Source organism: uncultured Alsobacter sp. (assembly GCF_945952055.1).
In the GTDB taxonomy this organism is placed as follows: domain Bacteria; phylum Pseudomonadota; class Alphaproteobacteria; order Rhizobiales; family Beijerinckiaceae; genus Alsobacter.
Map to the genome: position 1 here is coordinate 1 of NZ_CAMFHB010000003.1, position 25,669 is coordinate 25,669.

The 25,669-nt window shown below is 70.1% G+C and carries 26 protein-coding genes, 1 tRNA gene and 1 pseudogene; 15 read left to right on the forward strand and 13 right to left on the reverse strand.

What is annotated here, in order from left to right; genetic code table 11:
* A pseudogene (locus Q0Q47_RS02820) lies at window positions 1-341 on the forward strand (hypothetical protein); the annotation flags it as partial.
* Window positions 342-457: 116 nt separating this feature from the next.
* Here Q0Q47_RS02820 and Q0Q47_RS02825 read toward each other — a convergent pair.
* Window positions 458-937 (reverse strand): Hsp20 family protein, encoded by a 480-nt coding sequence (locus Q0Q47_RS02825; protein WP_293854095.1) that lies wholly within the window; start codon window positions 935-937, stop codon window positions 458-460.
* Between the two features lie 250 nt (window positions 938-1,187).
* On the opposite strand from Q0Q47_RS02825, the gene Q0Q47_RS02830 reads away from it, so the two are divergent.
* Both Q0Q47_RS02830 and Q0Q47_RS02835 read left to right on the forward strand, forming a co-directional pair.
* Window positions 1,188-1,550: a hypothetical protein gene (locus Q0Q47_RS02830; RefSeq protein ID WP_293854098.1), complete on the forward strand. Its 363-nt coding sequence runs from the start codon at window positions 1,188-1,190 to the stop codon at window positions 1,548-1,550.
* A 90-nt stretch (window positions 1,551-1,640) separates the two neighbouring features.
* On the forward strand, window positions 1,641-2,633 hold the full coding sequence (locus tag Q0Q47_RS02835) for an alpha/beta fold hydrolase (RefSeq protein ID WP_293854101.1): 993 nt from the start codon (window positions 1,641-1,643) through the stop codon (window positions 2,631-2,633).
* Here the strand turns inward: Q0Q47_RS02835 and hisN are convergent, their stop codons facing one another.
* Both hisN and Q0Q47_RS02845 read right to left on the reverse strand, forming a co-directional pair.
* Window positions 2,634-3,416, reverse strand: coding sequence for a histidinol-phosphatase (gene hisN, locus Q0Q47_RS02840; RefSeq protein WP_293854104.1), 783 nt, complete (start codon window positions 3,414-3,416; stop codon window positions 2,634-2,636).
* Window positions 3,417-3,816: 400 nt separating this feature from the next.
* A complete protein-coding gene (locus tag Q0Q47_RS02845; RefSeq protein ID WP_293854108.1) occupies window positions 3,817-4,704 on the reverse strand; it encodes an N-formylglutamate amidohydrolase in 888 nt (295 codons plus the stop codon).
* A gap of 173 nt (window positions 4,705-4,877) precedes the next feature.
* On the opposite strand from Q0Q47_RS02845, the gene cpdR reads away from it, so the two are divergent.
* From cpdR to Q0Q47_RS02875, 6 genes are all read left to right on the forward strand, one after another.
* Window positions 4,878-5,261: a cell cycle two-component system response regulator CpdR gene (cpdR, locus tag Q0Q47_RS02850; RefSeq protein WP_293854111.1), complete on the forward strand. Its 384-nt coding sequence runs from the start codon at window positions 4,878-4,880 to the stop codon at window positions 5,259-5,261.
* Window positions 5,262-5,338: 77 nt separating this feature from the next.
* Window positions 5,339-5,413, forward strand: a tRNA-Val gene (locus tag Q0Q47_RS02855).
* Window positions 5,414-5,685: 272 nt separating this feature from the next.
* Complete coding sequence (locus Q0Q47_RS02860) at window positions 5,686-6,234, forward strand: iron transporter (RefSeq protein WP_293854114.1); 549 nt, start codon at window positions 5,686-5,688, stop codon at window positions 6,232-6,234.
* The gene (locus Q0Q47_RS02865; RefSeq protein ID WP_293854118.1) at window positions 6,234-6,575 is read left to right on the forward strand and encodes a cupredoxin domain-containing protein; all 342 of its coding nucleotides are present in this window, start codon (window positions 6,234-6,236) and stop codon (window positions 6,573-6,575) included. The genes Q0Q47_RS02860 and Q0Q47_RS02865 overlap by 1 nt, the downstream gene beginning before the upstream one ends.
* A 13-nt stretch (window positions 6,576-6,588) precedes the next feature.
* Window positions 6,589-7,449, forward strand: coding sequence for an FTR1 family protein (locus tag Q0Q47_RS02870; protein ID WP_293854121.1), 861 nt, complete (start codon window positions 6,589-6,591; stop codon window positions 7,447-7,449).
* On the forward strand, window positions 7,392-8,819 hold the full coding sequence (locus tag Q0Q47_RS02875) for a 4Fe-4S binding protein (RefSeq protein WP_293854124.1): 1,428 nt from the start codon (window positions 7,392-7,394) through the stop codon (window positions 8,817-8,819). The genes Q0Q47_RS02870 and Q0Q47_RS02875 overlap by 58 nt, the downstream gene beginning before the upstream one ends.
* A gap of 21 nt (window positions 8,820-8,840) precedes the next feature.
* On the opposite strand, the gene Q0Q47_RS02880 is transcribed toward Q0Q47_RS02875, so the two are convergent.
* A complete protein-coding gene (locus Q0Q47_RS02880) occupies window positions 8,841-9,605 on the reverse strand; it encodes an HpcH/HpaI aldolase/citrate lyase family protein (protein ID WP_293854126.1) in 765 nt (254 codons plus the stop codon).
* Between the two features lie 263 nt (window positions 9,606-9,868).
* Here Q0Q47_RS02880 and Q0Q47_RS02885 point away from each other — a divergent pair, with 263 nt between their 5' ends.
* Together Q0Q47_RS02885 and Q0Q47_RS02890 are read left to right on the forward strand one after the other, a co-directional pair.
* Complete coding sequence (locus tag Q0Q47_RS02885) at window positions 9,869-10,261, forward strand: hypothetical protein (protein ID WP_293854129.1); 393 nt, start codon at window positions 9,869-9,871, stop codon at window positions 10,259-10,261.
* Between the two features lie 88 nt (window positions 10,262-10,349).
* A complete protein-coding gene (locus Q0Q47_RS02890; RefSeq protein ID WP_293854131.1) occupies window positions 10,350-10,808 on the forward strand; it encodes a DUF1330 domain-containing protein in 459 nt (152 codons plus the stop codon).
* Here the strand turns inward: Q0Q47_RS02890 and Q0Q47_RS02895 are convergent.
* The 4 genes from Q0Q47_RS02895 to Q0Q47_RS02910 all read right to left on the reverse strand — a co-directional run bounded on the left by Q0Q47_RS02895 (window position 10,780) and on the right by Q0Q47_RS02910 (window position 14,000).
* Window positions 10,780-11,250 (reverse strand): cyclase dehydrase, encoded by a 471-nt coding sequence (locus Q0Q47_RS02895; RefSeq protein WP_293854134.1) that lies wholly within the window; start codon window positions 11,248-11,250, stop codon window positions 10,780-10,782. The two genes, Q0Q47_RS02890 and Q0Q47_RS02895, sit on opposite strands and share 29 nt — an antisense overlap.
* Window positions 11,251-11,260: 10 nt before the next feature.
* Window positions 11,261-12,430 carry a zinc-dependent alcohol dehydrogenase gene (locus Q0Q47_RS02900; RefSeq protein WP_293854136.1) on the reverse strand — a complete coding sequence of 390 codons (1,170 nt, stop codon included), beginning with the start codon at window positions 12,428-12,430 and terminating at the stop codon, window positions 11,261-11,263.
* A gap of 100 nt (window positions 12,431-12,530) precedes the next feature.
* Window positions 12,531-13,709, reverse strand: coding sequence for an N-acetylglucosamine-6-phosphate deacetylase (nagA, locus tag Q0Q47_RS02905; protein WP_293854139.1), 1,179 nt, complete (start codon window positions 13,707-13,709; stop codon window positions 12,531-12,533).
* A gap of 84 nt (window positions 13,710-13,793) precedes the next feature.
* On the reverse strand, window positions 13,794-14,000 hold the full coding sequence (locus Q0Q47_RS02910; protein ID WP_293854142.1) for a hypothetical protein: 207 nt from the start codon (window positions 13,998-14,000) through the stop codon (window positions 13,794-13,796).
* Window positions 14,001-14,315: 315 nt separating this feature from the next.
* Here Q0Q47_RS02910 and Q0Q47_RS02915 point away from each other — a divergent pair, with 315 nt between their 5' ends.
* On the forward strand, window positions 14,316-14,990 hold the full coding sequence (locus Q0Q47_RS02915) for a hypothetical protein (RefSeq protein WP_293854145.1): 675 nt from the start codon (window positions 14,316-14,318) through the stop codon (window positions 14,988-14,990).
* Window positions 14,991-14,996: 6 nt separating this feature from the next.
* On the opposite strand, the gene Q0Q47_RS02920 is transcribed toward Q0Q47_RS02915, so the two are convergent.
* Window positions 14,997-15,803: a helix-turn-helix transcriptional regulator gene (locus tag Q0Q47_RS02920; protein WP_293854149.1), complete on the reverse strand. Its 807-nt coding sequence runs from the start codon at window positions 15,801-15,803 to the stop codon at window positions 14,997-14,999.
* 107 nt (window positions 15,804-15,910) lie between these two features.
* On the opposite strand from Q0Q47_RS02920, the gene Q0Q47_RS02925 reads away from it, so the two are divergent.
* The gene (locus Q0Q47_RS02925; RefSeq protein ID WP_293854152.1) at window positions 15,911-16,324 is read left to right on the forward strand and encodes a hypothetical protein; all 414 of its coding nucleotides are present in this window, start codon (window positions 15,911-15,913) and stop codon (window positions 16,322-16,324) included.
* 1 nt (window position 16,325) lies between these two features.
* On the opposite strand, the gene Q0Q47_RS02930 is transcribed toward Q0Q47_RS02925, so the two are convergent.
* The 4 genes from Q0Q47_RS02930 to nth form a co-directional block, all read right to left on the reverse strand.
* A complete protein-coding gene (locus tag Q0Q47_RS02930) occupies window positions 16,326-18,236 on the reverse strand; it encodes a beta-L-arabinofuranosidase domain-containing protein (protein ID WP_293854155.1) in 1,911 nt (636 codons plus the stop codon).
* An 88-nt stretch (window positions 18,237-18,324) separates the two neighbouring features.
* Window positions 18,325-21,498, reverse strand: coding sequence for an efflux RND transporter permease subunit (locus Q0Q47_RS02935; protein WP_293854157.1), 3,174 nt, complete (start codon window positions 21,496-21,498; stop codon window positions 18,325-18,327).
* A 52-nt stretch (window positions 21,499-21,550) separates the two neighbouring features.
* Window positions 21,551-22,693 carry an efflux RND transporter periplasmic adaptor subunit gene (locus Q0Q47_RS02940; protein ID WP_293854160.1) on the reverse strand — a complete coding sequence of 381 codons (1,143 nt, stop codon included), beginning with the start codon at window positions 22,691-22,693 and terminating at the stop codon, window positions 21,551-21,553.
* Between the two features lie 325 nt (window positions 22,694-23,018).
* The gene (nth, locus tag Q0Q47_RS02945) at window positions 23,019-23,804 is read right to left on the reverse strand and encodes an endonuclease III (protein ID WP_293854162.1); all 786 of its coding nucleotides are present in this window, start codon (window positions 23,802-23,804) and stop codon (window positions 23,019-23,021) included.
* A 116-nt stretch (window positions 23,805-23,920) separates the two neighbouring features.
* On the opposite strand from nth, the gene Q0Q47_RS02950 reads away from it, so the two are divergent.
* Both Q0Q47_RS02950 and Q0Q47_RS02955 read left to right on the forward strand, forming a co-directional pair.
* On the forward strand, window positions 23,921-24,430 hold the full coding sequence (locus Q0Q47_RS02950; protein WP_293854165.1) for a DUF2244 domain-containing protein: 510 nt from the start codon (window positions 23,921-23,923) through the stop codon (window positions 24,428-24,430).
* Window positions 24,431-24,770: 340 nt separating this feature from the next.
* Window positions 24,771-25,664 carry a bifunctional helix-turn-helix domain-containing protein/methylated-DNA--[protein]-cysteine S-methyltransferase gene (locus Q0Q47_RS02955; RefSeq protein ID WP_293854768.1) on the forward strand — a complete coding sequence of 298 codons (894 nt, stop codon included), beginning with the start codon at window positions 24,771-24,773 and terminating at the stop codon, window positions 25,662-25,664.
* Window positions 25,665-25,669: the final 5 nt, after the last annotated feature.

A 25,669-nucleotide genomic window follows, 5' to 3' on the forward strand; every position in this document is an offset into this window, starting at 1 on the left:
GGCCGGAGCCGCGCAAGCCGGCCAGCGCCCGGGCGGAGCCGACGCCGGCGCCCGAACTGCCGAAGCCGGCACCGGTGAAGCCCGAGACGGTCCGCGGCGTGGCCCCGCCCGCCTCCGCGGCGCCCGTGGTCGTTGCCCCGCCGACCACGACGCCGACGGTCCGCGAGCCGGCCCGCGCGGAGGTTCGTCCGGCGGTGCCCTCGACGGCCAAGATCCCCGAGCCCCTGATCGATCCCAAGACCGGCAAGCCGACGGTCACCGTCCCGGTCGTGCCGCTGGACGACGCGCAGAAGCCGAGCAAGCCCACCGGCCCGATGGTACCGCCGGCAACCCTCGACTGACGCCGGGCCGGCGCCGGCGGGGCGCCGCGTCGCCCGCTGGCCCGCCCGCGGCCTCGCACACGAAAAAGGGCGCCCTCGCGGGCGCCCTCGTCGTTTGGGCCTCGGGGGCCGGCGCGTCAGTGCGCGCGCGGAGCCTCTTCGGCGGCCGTCGTCTCGATCACGGTCTTGCCGTTGCTGGTGATGGGCACCAGGCGCGGCTTCTTGGTCTCCGGGATCTCGCGGACGAGGTCCACGTGGAGCAGGCCGTTCTCGAGGCTCGCGCCCGTCACATGGACGTAGTCGGCGAGCTGGAAGCGGCGCTCGAAGCTGCGGGCGGCAATCCCCTGGTAGAGGAATTCGCTGGTGCGCTGGTCGTTCGCGGCCTGCTTTTCGCCCTTCACGGAGAGGGCGTTCTCCTTCACCTCGATGGAGATGTCACGATCGGTGAAGCCGGCCACGGCGATCGAGATGCGGTAGGCATTCTCGCCCGTGCGCTCGATGTTGTAGGGCGGGTAGGCATTGCCGCCGTCCGGGCTGGTGGCCTGGTCGAGCATCGAGAACAGACGGTCGAAGCCGACGGTCGAACGATAGAGCGGCGAGAGGTCGTAGTGACGCATGGCATATCCTCCTTGTGAAGCGACATGCGGGGCGATCCGCCTTCAGAGGCCGGATCGTCTCGGTTCGGCGCAGCCATCTGGCCTGCGCTGATCCCGATGTGGGGAGGGCCGTTTCGGTCTTCAAGAGGGGGTGTTTTGGCGGGTTCGCGGGATGAACGGGCGATGAATGCGTCTGACCGGAGCCGTTCAGGGAGGGGGCCCTAGAACACGCCCCGACGGGCCGGATCGCGGCCCCAACGGAACGACCGCCATGACCTCGCCCTGCACCCAGACGACCGGCCACGGCCCGGCCCCGGAGGATCGGGTTTCCCGCAACCATCTGCGCGCGCTCCTCGTCATGCTGCCGCTCGTGCTGGCGGCATGGATGGGCCTGACGGTGTTCGGGCATGCGGAGGACCGCGGCATCGGGGACACGCGCACGGTGGAGATGCTGCTGTCGCGCCACGGCTTCCGGGAGATCGACCGCATCCAGCGCCGCGGCACCCAGTGGGTGGCGGAAGCCTCCGCTCCCGAAGGCCGCAGGATCCGCGCCGTGGTCGACGCGTCGACCGGCGAACTCACGGGCCTGCGGCCGATCGACGGCTCGATGCTGCCGCTGCGCATCCAGAAGTGATCGCGCCTGGCCGGCAGCGCGATCGGACGACGGGTGCGCCCGTCGCAGCATCGCGCTAGAACTGCGATCAGGCTCATCGGAATCGCCGCGTTGCAACTGGCCTCCCTCCCGGACTACCCGGTGCCCTCCCAGCCCTCCGTGACCATGGTGGAGAGCCGGGGTGGGCTGAAGCTGCGCGTCGCGCGGTGGCGGCCCACCGCCCGGCGTGTCCGCGGCACCGTGTGCCTGCTGCAGGGCCGCAGCGAGTTCATCGAGAAGTACTTCGAGGTGATCGCCGAGCTGCGCCGCCGGGGCTTCGCCGTCGTGGCCTTCGACTGGCGCGGGCAGGGCGGCTCGGACCGGCCGTTGTTGAACGCCCGCAAGGGGCACGTCGACGACTTCTCCGACTACGAGGCCGACCTGCTCGCGGTGGTGAACCAGGTGGTGCGGGCGTATGCACCGCGGCCCCACTTCGCCCTCGCGCATTCCATGGGCGGGACCGTGCTCGTCCATGCGCTGATGCGCGATCCCTCGCTGTTCGATCGCGCGGTGCTGACCGCCCCCATGATCGCGCTCGCCGGTCTGCGACGCCCGCTGGGCGCGCGGCTCCTGGCCGCGACGCTCGACGTGCTGGGCTTCGGAGGGTCGTTCATCCCCGCCGGCGGCGAGACCGCGGTGGCGACCAAGCTCTTCGAGGGCAATCCGCTGACGCGCGATGCCTATCGCTATGCGCGCACGGCCGCGCTCGTCGCCGCGGCGCCCGAGATCGGGCTCGGCGACCCGACGATCGGCTGGGTCCATGCCGCCTTCCGGGCCATGGATCCGTTCCGCGATCCCAATTACGCGCTTCGCATGCGCACGCCGCTGCTGCTGCTGCTGCCCGCCCTCGATCGCGTCACGGCCTCGCCGCCGGCGGAGCGTTTCGCGGCGCGGCTCAAGGCCGGCCGGGCCATCGTGATCGCCAATGCCGAGCACGAGCTCCTGATGGAGCGCGATGCCGTCCGCTCGCAGGTCTGGGCCGCCTTCGATGCGTTCATCCCGGGCAGCGAGCCCTGGGTGCCGGAAGCCGAGGTTCCCCTGGACGAGGAAGCCGAACGGGTGTGATCAGCCGTTGAGCTTGGCGATCGCCTCGGCGTGGATCCGCCGGTCGCCGGCCGCGACGATGGCTCCGCCCTTGGCCGGCGAGCCGCCATCCCAGGTGGTGACGATGCCGCCGGCGCCCTCGATGATCGGCACCAGTGCCACGATGTCGTAGGGCTGGAGGCTGGCCTCGATGACGAGGTCGATGTGACCCGCCGCGAGCATGCAGTAGGCGTAGCAGTCGTAGCCGTAGCGCGACAGGCGCACCTGCGTCTCGACGCGCTCGAAGGCGGCCCGCTGCCCCGCATCGAACATCGAGGGGGAGGTGCAGGAGAGGGTGGCTTCCGCCAGCGTCGTGCAGGGGCGCACCGCGAGATCGCGGGTGCCGCCCGGCCCGCGCCAGTGCGCCCGGCCGCCGTCGCCCCAGAAGCGCTCGCCGGTGAAGGGCTGGTGCATCATGCCGAAGCAGGGGCTGCCATTGCGCAGCAGGCCGATGAGCGTGCCCCACACCGGCAGGCCGGAGATGAAGGCGCGGGTCCCGTCGATGGGATCGAGCACCCACACGAACTCGGCGTCCCGCTTGTCGTCTCCGTACTCCTCGCCGACGATCCCGTGGGACGGGAAGGTGCGCTTGATGAGCTGGCGCATCACCGCCTCGCCCGCCCGGTCGGCTTCCGTCACCGGATCGAAGGCGGCGCCGCGGGACTTGTCGGCGGCCGCGATGGCCGTCCGGAAAAAGGGAAGGATCGCTTTGCCCGACAGGGTGGCGAGCTCATCGACGAATGCTGCGAAATCGACGGCCGACATCTGTGAGTCCGATCCCTTGCTGCGCGGCCGCTGCCTAGCGCATTTCGCTGCCGTAATAAACCCGGCCGCGGCCTGACCTTGGCACGACGGCGCGGGCACCGCGGCATCCCCTTGGGAGCGACTTGAACCTATCGTTACCAATCAGTTCAGGCATGCACTTTCTGCATGGCTTTTAAATCGATCTAAGTGCCTGAAAATGCAGTGCTTAGGCTTAAGGAACCCGGTTAAGGCCCGATACGTCAGCAAGACTTGCCTTTTGTGCAGTGCGATGACATATTGATGCAGCGCGGTGATGCTCTGCGTCCCGCGCTTGCCCTCCTTGGGCGTTTCCTCCCTAGACTTGGGCCGCCAGCTCTGCTCGGCGGCCTCTTTATTTCTGGCGACCCCTTTGCTCGGCTCGTCATTCGGCCGCGAGGCGGCCTCCCAGGAGAAGCGCGTCGGCCTCGTCGCGCAGCGCCTGCGCGGTGATCATCAGATCGGCTGCGACGGACTCGAAGCCCCGGCTGCGCTCCAGCTTGCGCTCGTCCATGTACAGGCTGCGGTTGATCTCGATCTGCAGCGCGTGGCAGTTGGCGGCCGGATTGCCGTAGTGCTCGGTGATGAACCCGCCGGCATAGGGCTTGTTGCGCGTCACCACGTAGCCGCGGCTGCGCAGCACGTGATCGACCACGTCGGCGAACAGCGCGCTGGCGCTGGTGCCGTAGCGGTCGCCGATGACGAAATCGGCCTTGGGCTGGTCGTCACGGCCGTGGCAGGACGGCATCGAGTGGCAGTCCACCAGCACGGCCATGCCGAAGCGGCGATGCGCCCTCTGGATCAGCCGCTGCAGGGCGCGGTGGTAGGGCTTGTAGAGCAGCTCGATGCGCAGCAGCGCGTCCTCGACCGGCAGACGGCGCGCATAGATCTCCTGCGAATCGCCCACGACCCGGGCGATCGTCCCCAGCCCGCCGGCCACGCGCATGGAGCGCGTGTTGGCGAAGGAGGGCAGGCGGCCCTCGAACATGCGGGGGTCTAGCTCGTAGGGCTCGCGGTTCACGTCCAGGAAGGCGCGCGGGAAGTGGGCCTTCATCAAGGGAGCGCCGAGCGCCACCACCGGCGCGACCAGTTCGTCGACGAAGCTGTCCTCGGACCGGCGCAGCGTCATGGCGTCGAGGCGCGAGGCCTCGACGAAGGCCTTCGGGTAGGTGCGGCCCGAATGGGGCGAGTTGAACACGAGCGGGGTGGCGACGTCGGACGGTTCGACGATCTCGAAGGGGGGATCGAAGTCGTTGACCGCGAGGGCTGTCATCGGGGCGCTGGACCTCTCCGTTCCGCGAGGCGATTGTGCCTGCCCTGTGGCCGTATGTCCACGCACCAGGGGAAATCATTGACCGTGCAACGCGGCAGGCCCGCCGCCAGTTAACGTTTTCACTGGATTTTTACCCCGGTGCGGCTTCACTGCCGGCGACAGCGGAGTTCCCCATGGTGCCTGAGACCCTTCCTTCCCCGCGCATCCTCCTCGCCGAGGACGACAACGACATGCGTCGCTTCCTCGTGAAGGCGCTCGAAAACGCCGGCTACCAGGTCGCGTCGTTCGACAACGGCCTGTCGGCCTATCATCGGCTGCGCGAAGAACCCTTCGAGCTCCTGCTGACCGACATCGTCATGCCGGAGATGGACGGCATCGAGCTGGCGCGCCGCGCCACCGAGCTCGATCCCGACATCAAGGTCATGTTCATCACGGGCTTCGCCGCCGTGGCGCTCAACCCCGATTCTCAGGCCCCGAAGGACGCCAAGGTCCTCTCCAAGCCCTTCCACCTGCGCGACCTCGTGAGCGAGGTTCAGAAGCTTCTCGAAGCGGCCTGATCGTCCCCGCGAAGCGGCTTGCCATCGCCGGGCAGAGCCGTTATAGCCACCCCACTCGACGCCGGGCGACCGGCTGAGGGCGCGTAGCTCAGCGGGAGAGCACTACGTTGACATCGTAGGGGTCACAGGTTCGATCCCTGTCGCGCCCACCATTTCGAAGCCCCTTCGGACCAAGGCCTCGGCCGACCGTCCGGAGGGGCTTCGCCGTTCTGGGACAGTCGATGCCATCGTCCGCGAATGTCCCGACTTTCAATAGCCTGTTTCTATACTGAATCGTCATGATTTGATCGCTTCCAAACTGCAGTTTTGAGCGCTTCCAATCTGCAGTTTTGACTGAATCCAAGGTGTCGTTTCTTTGTTGACGATCGATTTTCGTGAGATCTAAGAAGCTCCGGAGCCCACCGAATACTGCCGGAGATTGATCATGCGTGTTCCCCCGATTGCCGCTTCTGCGCTGATGATGATTGCCGCCGCGAGCCTGGCGCAGGCCAAGGAGTATCCCATCGGCAAGCCGCAGGCCCAGGCAGGCCTGGAGATCGCAGCGGTCTACCTGCAGCCCATCGAGATGGAGCCGGCGGGCATGATGCGAGACGCCAAGGACTCCGACGTGCACCTGGAGGCCGACATCAAGGCGGCCAAGGACAACAAGAACGGTTTCGCCGAAGGGGACTGGGTGCCGTTCCTGGGGGTCTCCTACGAGCTGGTGAAGGAGGGCGATCCCGCCAAGCTCACCGGCGACTTCATGCCGATGGTCGCCAATGATGGCCCCCACTACGGCGACAACGTGAAGCTCAAGGGCCCGGGCAAGTACAAGCTGCGCCTCACCGTCTCGCCGCCCGGAACAGGCCCGGCCGCGCATGCCCATTTCGGTCGCCACGTCGACAAGGAGACGGGCGTCGGCCCGTGGTTCAAGCCGTTCACGGTGGAGTACGACTTCGTCTACGCCGGTACCGGCAAGAAGGGTGCCTATTGATGGGTCGGTGGCGGCTCTCCGCGGCCGTCGTGGCGACGGCGCTGGCCGTCGCCAGTCCCGGGGCCCGCGCCGAGGACGATCCCACCTTCCGGATCGAATTCCGGGACGGCCAGGTGAAGCCGGCCCGCCTGGCGGTCCCGGCGCGCACGCGGATCCGCCTGGAGCTCGTCAATCTCGGGACGACGCCGGCGGAGTTCGAGAGCAACCAGCTCCGCAAGGAGAAGGTGCTGGCACCCGGCACGACGGCCATCCTGGTGATCCGCACGCTCGATCCGGGGCAGTACGATTTCTTCGACGATTTCTATCCGGACGCGCCGCCCGCCGTCCTCGTGGCCGAATAGAGGGGCGAACGCCATGACGCCAGAGCTCGCCAACATCGCGTTCATCGTCTGGCGCGAAAGCGTCGAGGCGCTCCTCGTCGTCGGAATCCTGAGCGCCTGGATCCGGCAGCAGCGCGACGCCGGGCCGGCGCGAGCCTGGCTCTGGTCGGGCGTCGCCGCCGGCCTCGTGCTGTCCGTCGTGCTCGGCTTCGGCCTTGCCGCGTTCGGGGAGGCGCTGCCCGAGGAAGCCCAGCTGGGCTACCAGGCGGCCGCGCTCCTCGCTGCCGCCGCCCTCATCGTCCAGATGGTCGTCTGGATGCGGCGCAAGGGCCGAACGCTGAAACGCAACATGGAGTCCGCTCTCGGTGCAGCCGCCGGGCGCTCGCAGTGGTGGGGCCTCTTCGCCCTGGCTCTGTTCGCGGTGGCCCGCGAAGGCAGCGAAACGGCGATCTTTCTCTACGGCACGCTGCTGGCGGGCACGTCCGCTCCACTCGCTGAGCGCATCGGTGCCGCAGGCGTCGGGTTGCTGATGGCGGGCGGCACCTATGCCTTGCTGCAGGCCGGTGGGCGCATCCTGTCCTGGCGCGTCTTCTTCCGCGTCAGCGAGATCGTCCTGCTCATGCTCGCCGGGTCCCTTGTCCTGACGGCCGCCAACCACCTGGCGGATCTCGGCCTGCTGCCCGACACCCATGGCCTGGCGTCGCGGGCGTGGGACAGCTCGGCCTTCCTGTCCGACGGGGGGACCTGGGGCGGCATGCTCTCGGCGCTGACGGGATACCGGGCGCGGCCGGAACTGCGCGAAGTCCTTCTCTACGCCGCCTACTGGGTCGTGGTTCTATGGTTGTTGTTCTCCGCGCGGGCACCCGCCGACCGGGACCAGGCGCTGCCGTCGTGAGCGGCGTCGACCGGGCGCTGGCGGACGCCGGCGACTGGCTTCTGCGGCACCAGCAGGCGATCCGCTGGCTGCAGGGCGGCGTCATCGCGGCCTACGGCATCCTCCTCGTGCTTCCGGCGGCGATGCCGCTGCCCGGACGCAGCGCGCATGTGTGGACCAATCTCGTCCTGTTCGCGCAGTTTGCCTTCTGGGGCGTCTGGTGGCCCTTCGTGCTCCTCAGCATGGTCCTGGTCGGCCGGCTCTGGTGCGGAATCCTGTGCCCGGAGGGCGCTCTCAGCGAGTGGACGAGCGGCCTGGGCCGCGGCCTCGCGGTGCCGCGCTGGATCCGCTGGAAGGGCTGGCCGTTCCTCGCGTTCGCCTGCACGACGATCTACGGGCAGATGGTGAGTGTCTATCAGTATGCGTTGCCAGCCCTCGTGGTGCTCGGTGGTTCGACGGTCGCAGCCATCGCCATGGGTCTCGTGTTCGGTCGCGGCAAGAGGGTCTGGTGCCGCTATCTCTGCCCGGTGAACGGCGTCTTCACGCTGCTGTCGAAGCTGGCTCCGGTCCACTTCCGGGTCGATCCCGCATCGTGGTCGGCCTGGCCTCGCGCGGCCGGGCCGCAGCCCTCCGTGAACTGCGCGCCGCTCGTGGCCATCAAGACGATGAAGGGCGCCGGAGCCTGCCACATGTGCGGGCGCTGCAGCGGCTACAAGGGTGCCATCGTCCTGGCCCGACGCTCGCCGATGCACGAGATCGTGCACGTCGCCGGGTCGGAGACGCGACCGTGGGAAACGGTGCTCATCGTCGTCGGGCTGATGGGGATCGCCGCGGGGGCATTCCACTGGGCCTCGAGCCCCGTCTACGTGACGGTGAAGCAGGCGCTGGCGGAAGGGCTGGTCGCCGCCGACTGGATGTGGCCGCTCGAAGCGACGCTGCCGTGGTGGCTGCTCACCAACGTGCCGGACCAGAACGACGTCATGACCGTGCTGGACGGCGCGGTGCTGGTCGGCTTTATCCTCGGCATGGCCGCCCTCGTGGCCGCCGGCACGCTGGGCGCGCTGGCCTTTGCGGTGCGCTGCCTCGGCCCGTGGTCCTGGGCTCGATTCCACCATCTGGCGCAGGCGCTCATCCCCATGGCCGGCGCAGGCGTCTTCCTGGGCCTTTCGGCCCTGACCGTGACGATGCTGCGCGCGGAAGGCTTCGACCTCGCCTTCGTGGGTCCGCTGCGCGCCACGCTCCTCGGCGCCGCGGCCGCATGGTCGGCGACGTTCGCCTGGCGTATCGCAGGCTTGGGGGCGGTGCCCGCGACCCGACGCCTGTCGGCCATGGCCGCGATGGCCGGCGCGATCGGGATCGGAGCCGCGAGCTGGGCCACGCTCTTCTGGTGAGGGCGGCGAACCCGGCCGCGCTCAGCCCTTGAGGCGGCCGACGAGGGCCCGGGCCGCGTTGCGGATGAGGACGGCGTCGGTGGCGTAGCTGACGAAGTCTATGCCTTCGGCGAGCCGGCGGCGGAACTCGTCCTCGTTGGCCGTGAGGTATCCGGTGGGCTTGCCCATGCGCTTGAGGCGGCGGAACCCGTCGTCGATCGCCGCCTGCACGTCGGGGTGCTGCGGATTGCCGAGGTGCCCCATGGAGGCGGCGAGGTCCGAGGGGCCGATGAAGATCGCGTCGACGCCCTCGACCCCGGCGATCTCCTCGATCCGTGACAGGGCCCCGGTGCTCTCGATCTGCAGGATGAGGCAGAGCTCGCGCTGCGCGGCAGCGAAGTAGTCGGAGGTCAGGCCGTATTTCGCGGCCCGCGAGGAGCCCGACACGCCGCGCACGCCGGCCGGCGGGAAGGTGATCCGCGACACGGCCTCGCGCGCTTCCTCGGCGGTCTCGACATAGGGAATGAGGAGTGTCTGCGCGCCCTGGTCGAGAAGGCGCTTGATCGTCACGGCGTCGTTCCAGGCCGGCCGCACCAGGGCCGCCACGCCGGGCGTGGTGATGGCGCGCAGGTGCGCGGTCACGTCCGGCACCTCGACGGGCGAATGCTCGGTGTCGATCAGGATCCAGTCGAAGCCGCAGCCCGCGAGCAGCTCGGTGAGGTCCGGCGAGCCCAGCGTCGCAAAGCAGCCGATCTGCTGCTGCTTGCCGAGCCTCGCCTTGAACAGGTTCACGGGGTGCGTGTTCATGGCGTCCTTCAAGATGTGTGGTGCCTGCGAGCGCGATGGGACCGTGCTCGTCCGCCGACGACTGGCCGAGCCCGGCGTTCGTGTCAATCTCCGGGAACTCGGTCTCGAACTGGACGGGTTGCGATCAACCCCTCTGCGATCGTTCAAATCCTTTCGAATGTCCAAACCCTTCGGTCATCTTTCGTTTGCCTCGATCCTTAGGTTCGGATTCAGCCGCATCGGGAATCCTAGTGCTCAACGACAGCCCAACCGGAGACGAGGACATGACCGAGGCCCTTCGCACCATCGCCGCCGAGATCGAGACCCGCGGCCGCATCTGCTTCGCCGACGTGCGTCGCCTCGAGCGCGACATCCTTCCCGACGGCATCGCCAGCCGCGAGCAGGCCGAGACGCTGATCGCCCTGGACCGCGTCGCCGGGCGCGCCGATCGCTCCTGGTCCGAGTGGTTCGTGGCCGTGATGGTCGACTTCGTCGTGTGGTCCGAGCGGCCCACGGGCGTCGTCAACGAAGAGGCGGCCCGCTGGCTGTCGGACGCGCTCGACGTTCCGACCCCGACGCGCAATGCCCGCCGGCTGGTCAATGCCATCGTCGCCGAGGCCGAGCGCGTGCACGAGAGCCTCGTCGAGACGCAGGACGAGGTGGCGCTCGCCGCCTGAGGTCGCCGGGCCTCCTGCCTGGCGCCTCTTGGCTGCCACCTTGCTTTCCCGCGGTGCCCCGGGAATGCTCGGGCCGCAGGAGGCACCCATGACCGGCCACGTCGACCCGACGCGCGAGACCTTCGCCCAGTTCAGGGCGAACGACCGACCCGGTCCCATCCACATGCTGAACCTGGTGCGCTTTCGCGACCGGGCCGACTATCCGGACGGGCGTGTCGCCAGCGGTGCCGAGGCCTATGCCGCCTATGGCCGCGAGAGCTTCCCCGTCTTCTCGAGGCTCGGCGGCCGCATCGTCTGGCGGGGCGGTTTCGAGCTCATGCTCATCGGTCCCGGCGAGGAACGCTGGGACGAATGCTTCATCGCCGAATATCCGTCCGTCGCCGCCTTCGTGGAGATGCTCCGCGATCCGGCCTATCGCGAAGCGGTCAAGCACCGCCAGGCCGCCGTGCTCGACTCCAGGCTCGTGCGCCTGGAACCCCGGGCGGCCGGCGAGGGCTTCGGAGGTCCGCCCGATCCCGTCAGGCCGCCAGCGGCCCCGACCGCCTGATGCCGGCCCGGTCGCCGTAGTCGGGCGGCGGGCCCCGGCGGTTCTCCGCCTCCAGTTCGGCCGCGCAGTAGAGGTCCAGGGCCGTCGCCCCGAGCACCGCGCCGAGCGCGACCATCGCGCCGGCGCGGCGCGCATTGCCGGGCCCCAGCTGCGACGCCAGGGCCGCGATGTCGAGCACGTCGCCGGCGATGCGGGCCTTCACCCATGGCGTCGGGTCGCGCGCCGCCAGGATGCCGATCCCGGCGGCCACCTCGCGGGCGCCGAAGGTGGCCACCACCCCGCCGCGGCGCGCGCCGAGGCTGCGGGCGACGGTTCCCGGCGCGGCCAGTTCGACCGCTCCCAGCGCCAGGGAGAACCAACCGAGCGCGCGGGCCAGGTTCAGGGTGCCGCGGGCGTGGTGAATGTCGCGGGAGGGGTGCTCCCGCCGCGGAGTGCGTTGCATCTCATCCTCCTCAGGGCTTGAGCACGACCTTGACGCAACCGTCCAGCTTGTCGCGGAAGGTCTTGTACATGTCCGGCCCCTCTTCGAGCCCGACCGTGTGCGTGATGACGAAGGAGGGGTCGATCTCGCCCGACTGGATCCTGCGCGTGAGATCGTCCGTCCAGCGGTTCACATGGGTCTGGCCGGTGCGGATGGTGAGGCCCTTGTTCATCGCCATCCCGAACGGCACCTTGTCGAGGACGCCGCCATAGACGCCGGGCACCGAGAGGATGCCCGCGGGCCGGCAGACATACATCATCTCGCGCAGCACGTGGGGCCGGTCCGTCTCGAGCATGACGGCCTGCTTGGCCTTGTCGTAGAGCGAATCCAACGTCGCCGTGGCGTGCGCCTCGAGCCCCACGGCGTCGATGCACTTCTCCGGGCCCTTGCCGTGGGTGATCTCGTTGAGCCGCTCGACGACGCTCTCGTCCTCGAAGTTGATGGTGATGGCGCCCGCCGCTTTCGCCATGGACAAGCGCTCGGGCAGCCTGTCGATCGCGATCACCTGCTTGGCGCCCAGCAGGATGGCGCTGCGGATGGTCATCTGGCCCACGGGACCGCAGCCCCATACCGCCACCGTGTCGGTGGGCTCGATGTCGCATTGGGCAGCCGCCTGCCAGCCCGTCGGCAGGATGTCGGACAGGAACAGCACCTGCTCGTCGGTGAGCCCCTCCGGCACCTTGATGTGGGTGGTGTCGGCGAAGGGGACGCGCAGGTACTCCGCCTGACCGCCGGGATAGCCGCCGGTCAGGTGGGTGTAGCCGAAGAGCCCCGCGGTGCTGTGCCCGAAGGCCTTGTCGGCCAGGTCCTTGTTGCGGTTGGTGCGCTCGCAGACCGAGTAGTTGCCGCGCCGGCACTGGTCGCACTGGCCGCAGAAGATGGTGAAGGGGATCACCACGCGCTCGCCGACCCGCAGGTTGGTGACGTCGGCGCCGGTCTCGATCACCTCGCCCATGGTCTCGTGGCCCATGATGTCGCCCGACTGCATGCCGGGCATGTAGCCGTCGTAGAGGTGGAGGTCGGAGCCGCAGATGGCGCAACTCGTGACCTTGATGATCACGTCGCCCGGATCCTCGATACGCGGATCGGGAACGGTGTCGCAGCGAATGTCGTGGGTGCCGTGCCAGCACAAGGCTCTCATCGGGGGGCTCCGCGTCTCGAGGAACGGCAGCGCCCGTCCGGCGCCGCCTCGTCGGCGTGCCGCCCAATGTCCTGCGATGATGATTGTTCCGGCGGCGCGGTCAGGTCCGGCGTGGCGTTCCGGCGCCGGCGATCCAGGTCTCCACCACCTCGAAGGCCGAGGTGAAGGCGACGAGGTCGGCCCGGTAGCCCGGGGCGATCCGGCCGCGCTCCCCGTCGAGGCCCAGGAACCGCGCGGGGGTCGTCGAGGCCATGATCAGGGCGTCGCGCAGCGGTGCGCCCATCATGGTGACGGCGTTGCGCACGGCCTCGATCATGCCGAGATGGGCACCGGCGAGCGTGCCGGCCTCGTCGGTCAGCCGCCCGTCGACGAGGCGGATGGTGCGGCCGTTCAGCTGGAACGTGTCGGACGTCGCGCCGATCGACGACATGGCATCGGACACCAGCATCAGGCCCGACCTGCCCTTCGCCTTGTAGGCGACCGACAGCGCCACGGGATCCACGTGCAGCCCGTCGCAGATGATGCCGGCGGTGAGGCGATCGTCGGCCAGCGTCGCGCCGACCACGCCCGGTGCCCGCGACACCAGTTGCGACATGGCGTTGTAGAGATGGGTGACGCCCGTGGCGCCCGCCGCGACGGCGCGCGCCACGGTGTGCACGTCGGCATCGCTGTGGCCGATGGACACGCGCAGGCCCGCCGCCACCAGGGCCGCGACGTCCTCGGGCGCGACGCACTCGGGCGCGAGCGTCACCTGCGACCGGCCATGGGCTCCGAAGGCCGCCAGGCGGGCGCGGTCTTCCGCCGACATGGGCCTGATGTGGGACGGCGGGTGGATCCCCTTGCGGGCCAGGCTGATGTGGGGGCCTTCCAGATGGAAGCCCAGGACACCGGCGACGGCCCGCGCGTCCGTCGCCGCGGCGAGCAGGGCGGCCATCTTGTCGGCGCCGTCCGTGATCAGCGTCGGCAGCATGCCGGTGGTGCCGTGGCGCCGGTGAGCCTCGACCATGCGGCGCACGGCGAAGGCCGTCGGCACGTCGTTGAGCAGCACGCCGCCGCCGCCGTTCACCTGGACGTCGATGAAGCCCGGCGCGAGGAGGCAGTCCGCCGGCAGCCGGACGACCGGGGTCGACGAATCCCCCGTGGGACCGCTCATCGAGGCGATATAGCCGTCCTCCACGAGCAGCCGCGTCGGACCGCGCATGCGGTCTCCGTCGAACAGGCGGGGACAGTCGATGCTGAAGCGCCGGAGCGCCTGGTCGGGATCACCCGGCGTCGTCATGAAAGGTCCGGAGGTCGAAAAAGCGGGTCGGCCCGCACAGTGGCAGCGCCGCCTGGGCGTTGCAACCCAGGCCGTTTTTCCGCGTTAGTGGATGCGCTCGCCCAGGCCCGCCTGCATCAGGCCGCTCCGGCTGCCGGTGGTCACACGGAAATCCTCGACGGTGGCGCCGTCGCGCAGGAGATCGAGGACCGCATCCTCGCTGACCTCGTCGCTCTCGTCCCAGACGAAGGTGATCGTCCCGAGGTCTGCAATCTGCTCGAGCCGCTTCACGCGGGCTCTCAGGATTCTCACGCCCATCAGTCCAAACCCACCCGACCTCGCCCGACGCGCGCAACCTAGCCGAGGCAACCTGACGCGATCCTGACGGGGGGCACCATGCCCCGCGCGGCCCCGGAATGGGCGGCGCGGGAGGGGTAGCCCCGGCGGCGAAAAGGGAGGAGAGGGCCGTCGAAGAGCGGCCTGCGGGACCGCGTGTGGCCCTGTCCCGCCATGGCGGAGCCATCGCTTCGCCACGGCCCGGAAACAGGCTGAAACACTTCGGACATCGCCATGCAACGTCGCGGCGATAGCGTGCCGTCCATCGCCTCCCACGATGGACGTCCGGCCATGCGCATCCTGATCCTTCCCGATCCCTCCCGCCCCGACCGTGGCGCCGTGCTGGGCTCTCTCGCGGTCGGACTGCGGCGTCTCGACCAGGAGGTCCACGTGCTGGACCTCGGCCGCGCGGCGGTGTCCGCCCGCACCGTCGCGGGGCTCGCGCTCACCGCCGTCACGCGCGGTGCCGTGACGGTCGATGCCTTCGCGACCGAGCCACCCCGCGTGGACGGCCTCGGCGGGTTCGTGTCGCTGGCCCGGACCTTCGCCTTGCCGCGCCTGCGCCTCGATGCGCGCGGCTACGACTTCGTCATCGCCCCGGCCGATCTTCCGGTGTCGATCCTGCCGCGTCGTGGCCAGAGGGCCATCCTGCTCGCCGGCGAGATCGCCCCGCTGCCGCGCCTGCCCGCGGAGCGTTGGGCGAAGGCGCTCGGCCCGCACCACGAGCTGGTGTTCCCCACGCGCCCCGAATGGCACCGGGCTCTGGCGGAGGCCCCGCGCATCGCGGGCTGCGCCACGCGCATCGTCGCCCACGGTGATACCGCGGCCGGCTGGAGCGAGGATCCCGTCGTCCATTTCGCGCGCCGGGTGATCGGCTTCACGCTGTCGCCATCGCAGCCCGCGCCGCGGTTGCCCGCCGCGCATCACGTCACCGTCAGCCGCGACGCCACGCTGATCGCCGCCTGACAGGTCCTACGGCGTGAGGGCCCGCAGCCGGTCGAGCGTGACGTCGTCCGCCGGAAAGAACAGCTCGAGCGCCAGCTCGGACACTGTGACGTCCACGGGCGTTCCGAACACGGTCACGGTGGTGATGAAGGAGAGCTCTCCCGCCGGCGTGCGCAGCCGCAGGGTGGCCGCGACGTCGCCGAAGTGCGGCACGGCATCGGGATCGGGCGAGCGCGGCGCCGGAAGCGCCGCGAGCTCGGCGCGCAACGCCTCCAGCTCCGGGTCACCGGTGACCTCCACCTGGACGCGCAGGCGTTCCAGCACGTGGTGCCGCCAGCCGGCGAGATTGATGATGGCGCCGGCCAGCCCGTCCGGATGCAGCGCCAGGCGCAGCACGTTGACGGGCGGCTCCAGGAGTGCCGGATCCTTGACCAGCGCCAGGAGGCGGCCGACCCCGGCATTGGCCTCCACGAGGTGCCAATGGCGGTCGACCGCCAGCGCGGGGCAGGGCTCGTGGCCCTTCAGGATGCTGGTGATGGCCTGCCGCGCCGCCTTCAGGGCCGGCTCGCCGATGGGGCGCTCGGGATAGACCGGGGCGAAACCCGCGGCGACGACCATGGCGTTGCGTTCGCGCAAGGGCACGCCGAGGCGGTCGGCCAGGCGCAGGATCATGTCGCGGCTCGGCGTCGCGCGCCCGCTTTCGATGAAGCTGAGGTGGCGCTGGCTGATGCCGGCGTCGAGTGCGAAGTGGAGTTGCGACAGGCGCCGGCGGGTGCGCCAGTCGCGCAGGTGCTGGCCGACGGTCCGGGAGGGGCGAGCGAGGGTCTGGGTCATGGCCCGACAGTGCCCCACGCCGCGCCGCGATCCAATGACCTGCGAGGTAATCGACCCGCCGCGCCGGATCGCCATCATCGGCATCGTCCTGACAACGGGAGATGACCATGACCACGACCCTCGTTCCCAGCCGCCTCCTGCGCCTCGCGCTTCTGGTCGACGCCGCGGGGAGCGGTGCGACGGGCCTGCTGTTCGCCCTCGGTTACGGCCCGCTCGCCGGACTGACCGGCCTGCCCCGCATGCTGCTGCTCGCCTGCGGCGTCTTCTTCGTCGCCTACGCGGCCTTCGTCTTCTGGCTCGGCCGGCACGAGCGCCCGCTCGCCGCGCTCGTGAAGCTCGTCGTCGCCGGCAACCTCGTCTGGGGGCTCGACAGCCTGCTGGCGCTTTGGATCGGCTGGCTCTCGCCCACGGGCCTCGGCATGGCGCTCGTCGTGGCGCAGGCGGCCTTCGTGCTGGTGATCGCGGCCGTGCAGGGGGCAGGCCTGCGGCAGTCGTCGCCGGCGCGGCTGGCCGCGGCGTGACTCAAGCCTGCGGCAGCCACACGGCCATCGCGCCCTCGGCGCGATTGGCCCACAGGTAATAGGGCACCGCCCGCAGCGCGCAGGTCGCGAGGCGGGTGGGCTCGGTGCGATAAAGGCCGGACCAGTCCTCATCGACCGCTGCCAGCGCGGTGCCCTCCACGACGACCGCGCCGCCGCCCGGCAGATCGGGATCGAACCGCGGGCCGAGCGCCGCGTCCGCCGGGAGGCGGATGCGGCGGGGATCCATCCCGACGTCGCACTCCTCCACGCAGTAGACGACCGGGCCGCGGCGCAGGGCCTGCCGGCCCGCATCGGCGGCCACGGCCGGATGGGCGTGCAGGCGCTCGACCAGCATGGCGAGCCTGAGCACCACCTCCTCGCCGCCGCTCCAGTGGCGGTCGATCCGGCAATAGCCGTCCTGGGTGAGAGGGCCCGCGTCCACGGCCTGCCCGTCGACCGTCAGCGTCGCGGACCGGGACCAGCCGGGCACGCGCAGCAGCAGCGCCACGCGGCGCGGCGTGTCCGGGACGAGCCGCAGGCGCACCGTGCCGTCCCAGGGATAATCGGTGGCCTGCACGAGCCGCACGGGCCTGCCGCCGACGTCGAGGTCGGCCTCGCACGACGCGTACTGGTGCACGGCCACCGTGTCGGATCCGGCCGAGCAGACGAACTGTCCGGCGCCGGCCATGAAGCGGGCGATGTTGGTGGCGCAGCAGGGGCAGTAGTGCCAGCGCCAGCGTCGATGCTGGCCGGCGCTTTCGAGCACGTTGTCGTAGAAGAAGTGCTCGCCGTCGGCCGAGAGGCCGGCAAGCGCGCCGTTGAACAGCACCGTCTCGACGATGTCGGCATGCCGCCCGTGGAGGGCTAGGCTGTCGAGGCGGTGGGCGAAGAGCCCCAGCCCGATCGCGGCACAGGTCTCCGCATAGGCCGTGGCGTTGGGCAGGTCGTATTCGCGGGTGAAGCCCTCGTTGTCCGCCGACGGGCCGATGCCGCCGGTGACGTAGAGCTGGCGCGACACCAGGCGGTCGAAGAGCCGGCCGCATGCCGCGGCGAGCGCCGCGTCGCCGTCCGCGCGGGCGAGGTCCGCCATCGCGGCATAGAGATAGGTCGCCCGCACCGCGTGGCCGACCACCTCGGCCTGCTCGCGCACGGGCTTGTGGGCCTGGCTGTAGGCATAGGTCTTGTAGTGATAGTCGGCGGGATCCTGGCCGCGCGCCCTGGCCTCCTCGTCGAAATAGGAGGGCATGCGACCCCGTTCGTCGACGAGGTAGCGCGCGAAGGCCAGGTGCCGCGGGTCGCCCGTGAGGTCGTGGAGCCTGACCATGGCGAGCTCCATCTCGGCATGGGCGTCGTAGCCCCGGCGCTGGCTGGGGAGGGGGCCGAATGTCGCGATGGCGTGGTCGACGGCCCTGGAGACGACCTCGAGCAGGCGGCGCTTGCCCGTGGCCCGCGTGTAGGCCACCGCGCCTTCCACGAGGTGACCCAGCGAATACATCTCGTGCCAGTCGCGCAGGTTGGTCCAGCGTCGCCCGGGCTCGCGGCGAATGAACCAGCTGTTGAGGTAGCCGTCCGGCATCTGTCCGGCGGCATAGCGCTCGGCGATGGCGTCGATGCGCTCCTCGAGCCGACCGTCCCTGCCGCCGGCCAGCATGGCGAGGCTCGCCGCCTCGATCCACTTGCCGATGTCCGAGTCGAAGAAGTGCTGCATCGACAGGCCGCTCGCCTGGACGGGACGAACGAGCGGGGCGGGCGCCCGGTCGAAGGCGAGTGTCTCGAGCCATCCCTCCTCGTCCAGGCGACGCAGCAGCGCCGGCACGGTGACGTCGCGGACGAGACCGATCCGGTCGGCCCAGAAGCCCCCCGTGAAACGGATCCTGGCGGGGTCGACGGGGCGGAGGTTCGAGGGGGGCAAGGCGAGGTCCTGGGATTCGGCGGCGCACCGTCATGCTGACAGCACGCCGCCGCTTTCTCCAGCCGCCTTGCTCGGATCGGCTGGGCGTTCACTCGGCCGGCGCGGCCGCGCCCTTGCCCGCGCCGCGGCCACGCGCCAGCCACAGCGACACGAGCCGGATGGCGACGTAGAACACGGGCGTCAGGAACAGGCCGAACAGGGTGACCCCGAGCATCCCGGCGAACACCGCCGTGCCCAGCGCCTGGCGCATTTCGGCGCCCGGGCCGGTCGCGATGACGAGCGGCACCACGCCGAGGATGAAGGCGAAGGCCGTCATCAGGATCGGCCGCAGGCGCAGACGCGCCGCCTCGATGGCCGCCCGGAGCGGATCGAGCCCGTCGCGCGCCTCGGCATCGCGCGCGAACTCGACGATGAGGATGGCGTTCTTGGCGGCGAGGCCCACGAGGACCACGAGGCCGATCTGGGTCAGGATGTTGTTGTCCATCCCGCGCAGGCTGACGCCCACCAGCGCCGAGAACACGGCGAGCGGCACGATCAGGATGATCGCCAGTGGCAGCGACCAGCTCTCGTACTGCGCCGCCAGCACGAGGAAGACGAACAGCACCGCCAGCGCGAAGATGAACACGGCGAGGTTGCCGGTCGAACGCTCCTGGAAGGCCAGTTCGGTCCACTGGAAGCCCATGCCCGGCTGCAGGGTCTCGGCCGCAAGCTTCTCCATGGCGTCCAGCGCGGTGCCCGACGACACGCCCGGGCCCGGGTTCCCCTGCAGCGGCACCGACACGTACATGTTGTAGCGCTGAACGAGATCGGGACCGCTGACCTCGCGCACCTCGACGAGCGTGCCCAGCGGAACGAGGGCGCCGGTGGAGGAGCGCACCTTCAGCCGGGCGATGTCGGCGGTGTCCATGCGGTAGCGCTGGTCGGCCTGGGCCCGGACCTGGTAGACGCGCCCGAAGGCGTTGAAGTCGTTGACGTAGGCCGTGCCCAGGTTGACCTGCAGCGTCTCGAAGATCGAGGGGATCGGCACGTTCAGCATGCGCGCCTTGGTCCGGTCGATCTCGAGATAGACCTGCGGCGAGGAGGCCGAGAAGGTCGTGAACACGCCGGCGACGTCCTTGTTGCCGGCGGCCTTGCCCATCATCAGGTAGGCGGTGCCGAGCAGGCGCCGCACGTCCGTTCCGGCGCGGTCCTGCAGCTGCATCTTGAAGCCGCCGGCGTTGCCGATGCCCGGCACGGGCGGCGGCGGGACCGCGATGATGAAGGCCTCGGGGATCGCCTGCAGCCGCCCGAACAGCTGGCCGATGATGGCGCCGGCCGGCTGCCTGGCCGCGATGCGATCCTCGAAGGAGGTGAACCGGGCGAAGATCGCGGCGGCGTTGGACGCGTTGGTGAAGGTCGCGCCGGAGAAGCCGGCGAAGGCGACGGCATCCTGCACGCCGGGCGTCTCGCGGATGATCTTGGAGGCCCGCTGCACCACGTCGTCGGTGCGCGACAGGGCGGCCCCGTCGGGCAACTGGATGACGACGATGGCGTAGCCCTGGTCGAGCGTCGGGATGAAGCCCGTGGGCGTGCGCTGCACCAGCCAGACCGTGCCGCCGATCAGGCCGACATAGATCGCCAGCATGATGACCCGGCGACGGGCCAGGACGCCCACCACGCGCGCGTAGCCGTGGGCCGTGGCGTCGAAGCCGCGGTTGAAGCCGCCGGCCAGCGCGGACAGGCCCCGCGAGACGGGGTTGCGCGAGGCGAGCGCGCCGTGGGGCTTGAGGAGGAGAGCGGCCAGCGCCGGCGACAGCGTCAGCGAGTTGAACGCGGAGATCACCGTCGAGACGGCGATGGTCAGCGCGAACTGCCGGTAGAACTGGCCCGAGATGCCGGGGATGAACGCCGTCGGGATGAACACCGCGCACAGCACCAGCGCGATGGCCACCACCGCGGAGCCGACCTCGTCCATCGTGGTGTGGGCCGCGTCGCGCGGTGACATGCCGTCGGCGATGTTGCGCTCGACGTTCTCGACCACGACGATCGCGTCGTCGACGACGATGCCGATGGCGAGCACCAGCCCGAAGAGCGTCAGCGTGTTCAGCGAGAAGCCGAGCAGCGACATGACCGCGAAGGTGCCGACGAGCGACACCGGGATCGCGACGATGGGGATGATCGCCGTGCGCCAGCTCTGCAGGAAGACGATGATGACCACGACCACGAGGGCGACGGCCTCGAAGAGTGTCTTGTAGACCTCGCGCACCGACTCCGCGATGAACTCGGTCGGGTTGTAGACGATCGTGTACTCGAGCCCCTTGGGGAAGTCGGCCTTGAGGCTCTCCATGGTGGCCTTGATGGAGGCCGCGGCGGCGAGCGCGTTCGTGCCCGGCCGCTGGAAGATGCCCATGGCCACCGCGGGCTTGCCGTTGAGGTAGGAGTTCGTCACGTAGTCCTGGGCGCCGAGCTCCACCCGCGCCACGTCGCGCAGCCGGACGATCTGCCCGTCCGATCCGGACCGGACGATCACCTCGCGGAACTGGCGCGGATCGTCGAAGCGCCCCTGCGTGGTGACGATGAACTGGAACGCGTTGTCGCCCCGGTTGGGCGGCGTGCCAAGCGCGCCGCCGGACACCTGGACGTTCTGCTCCTGCACGGCGCGCACGACGTCGCCGGTGGTCAGCCCGTAGGCGGACAACTGGTCCGGGTTGAGCCACACGCGCAGCGAATACTGACGCTCGCCGAACAGCACCAGATCGCCGACGCCGTCGAGCCGCAGCAGCACGTCGCGCACGTTGTTGCGGGCGTAGTTCGAGACGTAGAGCTGGTCGTAGCTCTCGTCCGGCGAGAGCATGTGGACGACCATCATCAGGTCCGGCGAGGACTTGCGCGTGGTGACGCCGAGCCGTCGCACCTCCTCCGGCAGGCGCGGCGTGGCGATGGCCACCCGGTTCTGCACGAGCACCTGCGCGAGATCGAGGTCCGTGCCCACCTTGAACGTGATGGTGAGCGACACCTGGCCGTCGCTGGTGGAATAGGAGGACATGTAGAGCATGCCCTCCACGCCGTTCACCTCCTGCTCGATGGGCGTGGCGACGGTGGCCGCGATGGTTTCCGCGTTGGCCCCGGGATAGGTCGCTCGCACGACGATGGAGGGTGGCGCGATCTCCGGGTACTGCGCGACCGGCAGGCCGAAATAGGCGATGCCGCCGACGATCAGGATCACGAGCGACAGCACGCTGGCGAAGATCGGCCGGTCGATGAAGAAGTGCGAGAACTTCATGGCGCGCTCCGGGGGCGGGCGGCGGGAGGAGTGGACGGCGTCGGGGTGCGGATCAGTTGGTCTTGCGCTCGCGCACGGGCGGCAGCGTGGTCATCTGGGGCGAGACCTTGACACCGGGGCGCACGCGCATGAGGCCGTTGACGACGATGGTCTCGTCGCCCTTCAGGCCTTCGCGCACGACGCGGTAGCCGTCCTCCATCGGCCCCGGGCGGATGGCGCGGGGCGTGACGCTGCCGTCGTCGGCGACCACGTAGACGATGCGCCGGTCCTGGTCGCTGGCCACCGCCTCGTCGGGCACGAGGATGCCGCGGTAGCGGTCCGAGCCGGGGATGCGGATGCGACCGAACATGCCCGGCCGGAGATAAAGGTCGGCATTGGGCAGGATGGCGCGGGTGCGCACCGTTCCGGTCGCCTCGTCGAGCCTGTTGTCGACGAAGTCGAGCTTGCCCGGCCGCTTGGGGTCGCGCTCGTCGGAGGTGGCCACCGTGACGTCCGTGCCGGTCCCCTTCGGCCCGAAGGCGCTGGAGGCCGTGCGCGCGTAGGCGAGGTAGGAGCGTTCGTCGACGTCGAAATAGAAGCGGATCGGATCGACGGCCACGATGGTGGTGAGGAGCGTGTCGTTCACCCGCACGAGGTTGCCGGCCGAGACGAGATGGCGGCTCGTGCGCCCGCCGATCGGCGCGCGGATCTTGGTGAACTCGAGGTCGAGCCGCGAGGACTCGGCACTGGCCTTTGCCGCGGCGAGCTCGGCCTGGGCCTGCAGGAAGGCCTGCCGGCGCTGGTCGAGGAGCTGGTCGGCGATGTTGCCGGTGGTGCGCAGGTTCTCGGCCCGGGCCAGGTCGGACTGCGCGAAGTCGAGCCGGGATTGCGCCTGCTCCACCAGGGACTTGGCCCTGTCGAAGGCGGCCTGGTAGGGGCGCGGGTCGATGGTGAAGAGCGGGTCGCCCGCCTTCACCATGGCGCCGTCCACGAAGTCGACGCTGTCGAGGTAGCCGGTCACCCGGGCGCGGACCTCCACGCTCTCGCTCGCCTCGAAGCGGCCCGTGTAGTCGTCGTACTCGACGATGTCCTTCACCACCGGCTTGGCGACGACCACCGGCGGCGGGCTCGCGGGTCCGCCCTGCGCATGAGCCTGCGGGGGCGCCGCGAGCGGCAGGGCGAGAAGCGTGAGCAGGGCCGTAGCATACGTATGCAATCTCGGGTGCATGAAGCGTTGCCTCGCGCAAAGGAGCCTGACGTCACAAGTTCGGCGAGCCCGCCCGGCGGAAGCCGCCGCCGGCATGGCTGGAAGTCCGGGCGCCTTCGCACGGGGCGCCGTGTCGGGGTGGGCCAGCATTCCGATCTGGGCCGGACGATGCTGCGGGCCGCGCATGCGGATCGGCGGTGGGGCACACGGGGCCCCTCGGCCAACTCAACCGTCGCGGTACGCCCTGAGATGGTGCGCACCGCAAGCCAGGCAAGGGTGGCACGATTGTCATATTCGCGAAAGGGGCGGGAGCGCCCGCCGCGGCCGCGAGGCGTCAGATCACCGTCTTCGGCTCGAAGCGGCAGATGTCGGAGATGAGGCAGCGCGGACAGTCGGGCTTGCGCGCCTTGCAGACGTAGCGACCGTGCAGGATCAGCCAGTGGTGGGCGTGCAGGCGGAAACGGTCCGGCACGATCTTCTCGAGCCCCAGCTCGACCGCCAGCGGGTTCTTTCCGGGGGCGAGGGGGATGCGGTTCGAGACGCGGAAGAGGTGGGTGTCGACCGCGATCGTGGGCTGCGCGAAGGCCATGTTGAGCACGACGTTGGCGGTCTTGCGACCGACGCCGGGCAGGCGCTCCAGCGCGTCGCGATCCTGCGGCACTTCGCCGCCATGCTCGTCGATCAGGGTGCGCGAGAGAGCGATGACGTTCTTGGCCTTGTTGCGGAAGAGGCCGATCGTTTTGATCGCCTCGCGGACCTTGTCCTCGCCCAGCGCCAGCATCTTCTCCGGCGTGTCCGCCACCGCGAAGAGCGACCGCGTGGCGCGGTTTACGCCCGCGTCGGTGGCCTGCGCCGACAGCACCACGGCCACCAGCAGCGTGTAGGGATTGACGTGCTCGAGCTCGCCCTTCGGCTCCGGGTTGGCCTCGTGGAAGCGCGTGAACACCTCGTCGACCAGCGCGGGCTCCAGCGGCCTGGGCGCCTTCGGCTTGCGCTTGGCCGCCGGCTTGGCCAGGGCCTTCGAGACGGGCTTGGCCTTGACCTTCGCCAGGGCCTCGGCCGGGGGCGTGTCGACCGGTCGCGGAACGTCGGACGGGGTGAGTGGCTTTCTCGGGGGCATGAAGGCGTTATAGTTTGAGCCGGAGCGACCCGGCAAGGGACCGGACGCTCCGCGTGCATCCCCCGGGGCGCCGGCATCGTGCCTGTCGTCCCGCCACGCCGAGAATGGCCGCGCCGATGTCAGAGACCCGCTCGCCCGACCCCGCCTCCGCCGTCCTGTACCAGGCGGTCCTGCACCCGCACCGCTCCCTGACGTTGAAGGGCGTGCGCCTCGTCGTCGTGCTGGTGGCCTGCGCCAGCATCGTCGCCAGCATCCCGTTCCTGGTCATGGGATTCTGGCCGGTGGCCGGGTTCTACGGCCTCGATGTCGCGCTGCTGTGGTTCGCCCTGCGGACCAACGTCACCGAAGCACAGGGCTACGAGGAGGTGCGGGTGAGCCCGCTGGAGCTCCTGCTGCGCAAGGTGCCCGTGCGCGGCGTGCCGGCGGAGTTCCGCTTCAACCCGGTCTGGACACGCCTGCACCGCTTCGAGCACCACGAGTTCGGCGTGCAGCACCTGTCGCTCGTGTCGCGCGGGCAGAGCGTCTCGGTGGGACATTTCCTGTCGCCCGACGAGAAGGCCAACCTCCACGACGGGTTGTCGGCGGCGCTGGCGACCGCGCGGCGAGGGCCGATGTTCTCGGAGTAAACTGGTTGCCCCAGAACAACTCACGGTTCTCATCCGGTGAGCTTGTGAATCTCTTGCCAATCCAGCCAGCACCTCCCTCTCCGCGTCATGGCCGGGCTTGGCCCGGCCACCCACGACTTGCGGGTGGCCCCGGCAAAGTCGTGGATGCCCGGGCCAAGCCCGGGCAGGACGGCCGAGAGGTGGTCGCGCGCTGGAGACGTCAAATGCAACGCCGCACCAGGACTTGACCTACACTCTCTCGGGACGAGGGCATCGGGGGCAGCGCATCGCAGGTTTCGGGTGTCGCCCTCTCGGTGAATCCGCCAAGGTGGCTGCAACACGGAGCCGAGCCATGCTGCAGATGTCGTCAGAAATCGCCCCGACCCCGATCGCCGACCTGGTGTCCGATGGGCCCGTCGCCGACTACGAGCGCGTCCGCAAGGCGCTGGCCTTCATGACGGCGCGCTGGCGCGACCAGCCCTCGCAGGAGGCGATCGCCGAGCACGTGGGCGTGTCGCCCTCGCACCTGCACCACATCTTCCGGCGCTGGGCCGGGCTGACGCCCAAGGCCTTCCTGCAGGCCGTGACGCTCGACCATGCGCGCGAGCTGCTGCGCGGGTCGGCGAGCGTGCTCGACACGGCGCTGGAGGTCGGCCTGTCGGGACCGGGCCGGCTGCACGATCTCTTCGTCACGCACGAGGCCATGAGCCCCGGCGAGTGGAAGAGCGGCGGGGAGGGCGTGACGCTGCGCTACGGCTTCCATCCCTCGCCGTTCGGCGAGTCGATCGTGGTCGCTGCCCCGCGCGGACTGGCTGGCCTCGGCTTCGTCGACGATGGGGACCGGCCCGCCGCGCTCGCGGACATGCGGCGCCGCTGGCCGAGGGCAGCCTTCGTCGAGGACGAGGCGGCGACGGCGCCGCTCGCGCTGCGGGCCTTCGATCCCGCGACGTGGCGGGCGGAGACCCCGCTCCGGGTGGTGCTCATCGGAACGGATTTCGAGGTCCGCGTGTGGGAGACGCTGCTGCGCATCCCGCTCGGCCGGGCGACGACCTATTCCGACATCGCCTCCCACCTCGGCAAGCCCAAGGCCGCCCGGGCCGTGGGCGCGGCGGTGGGGCGCAATCCCGTTTCCTTCGTGGTGCCCTGCCACCGCGTGCTCGGCCGCTCGGGGGCCCTCACCGGCTATCACTGGGGCATCACCCGCAAGCAGGCCATCCTCGGCTGGGAGGCCGGCCAGACGGGCGCGGTGTCCTGAGGCGG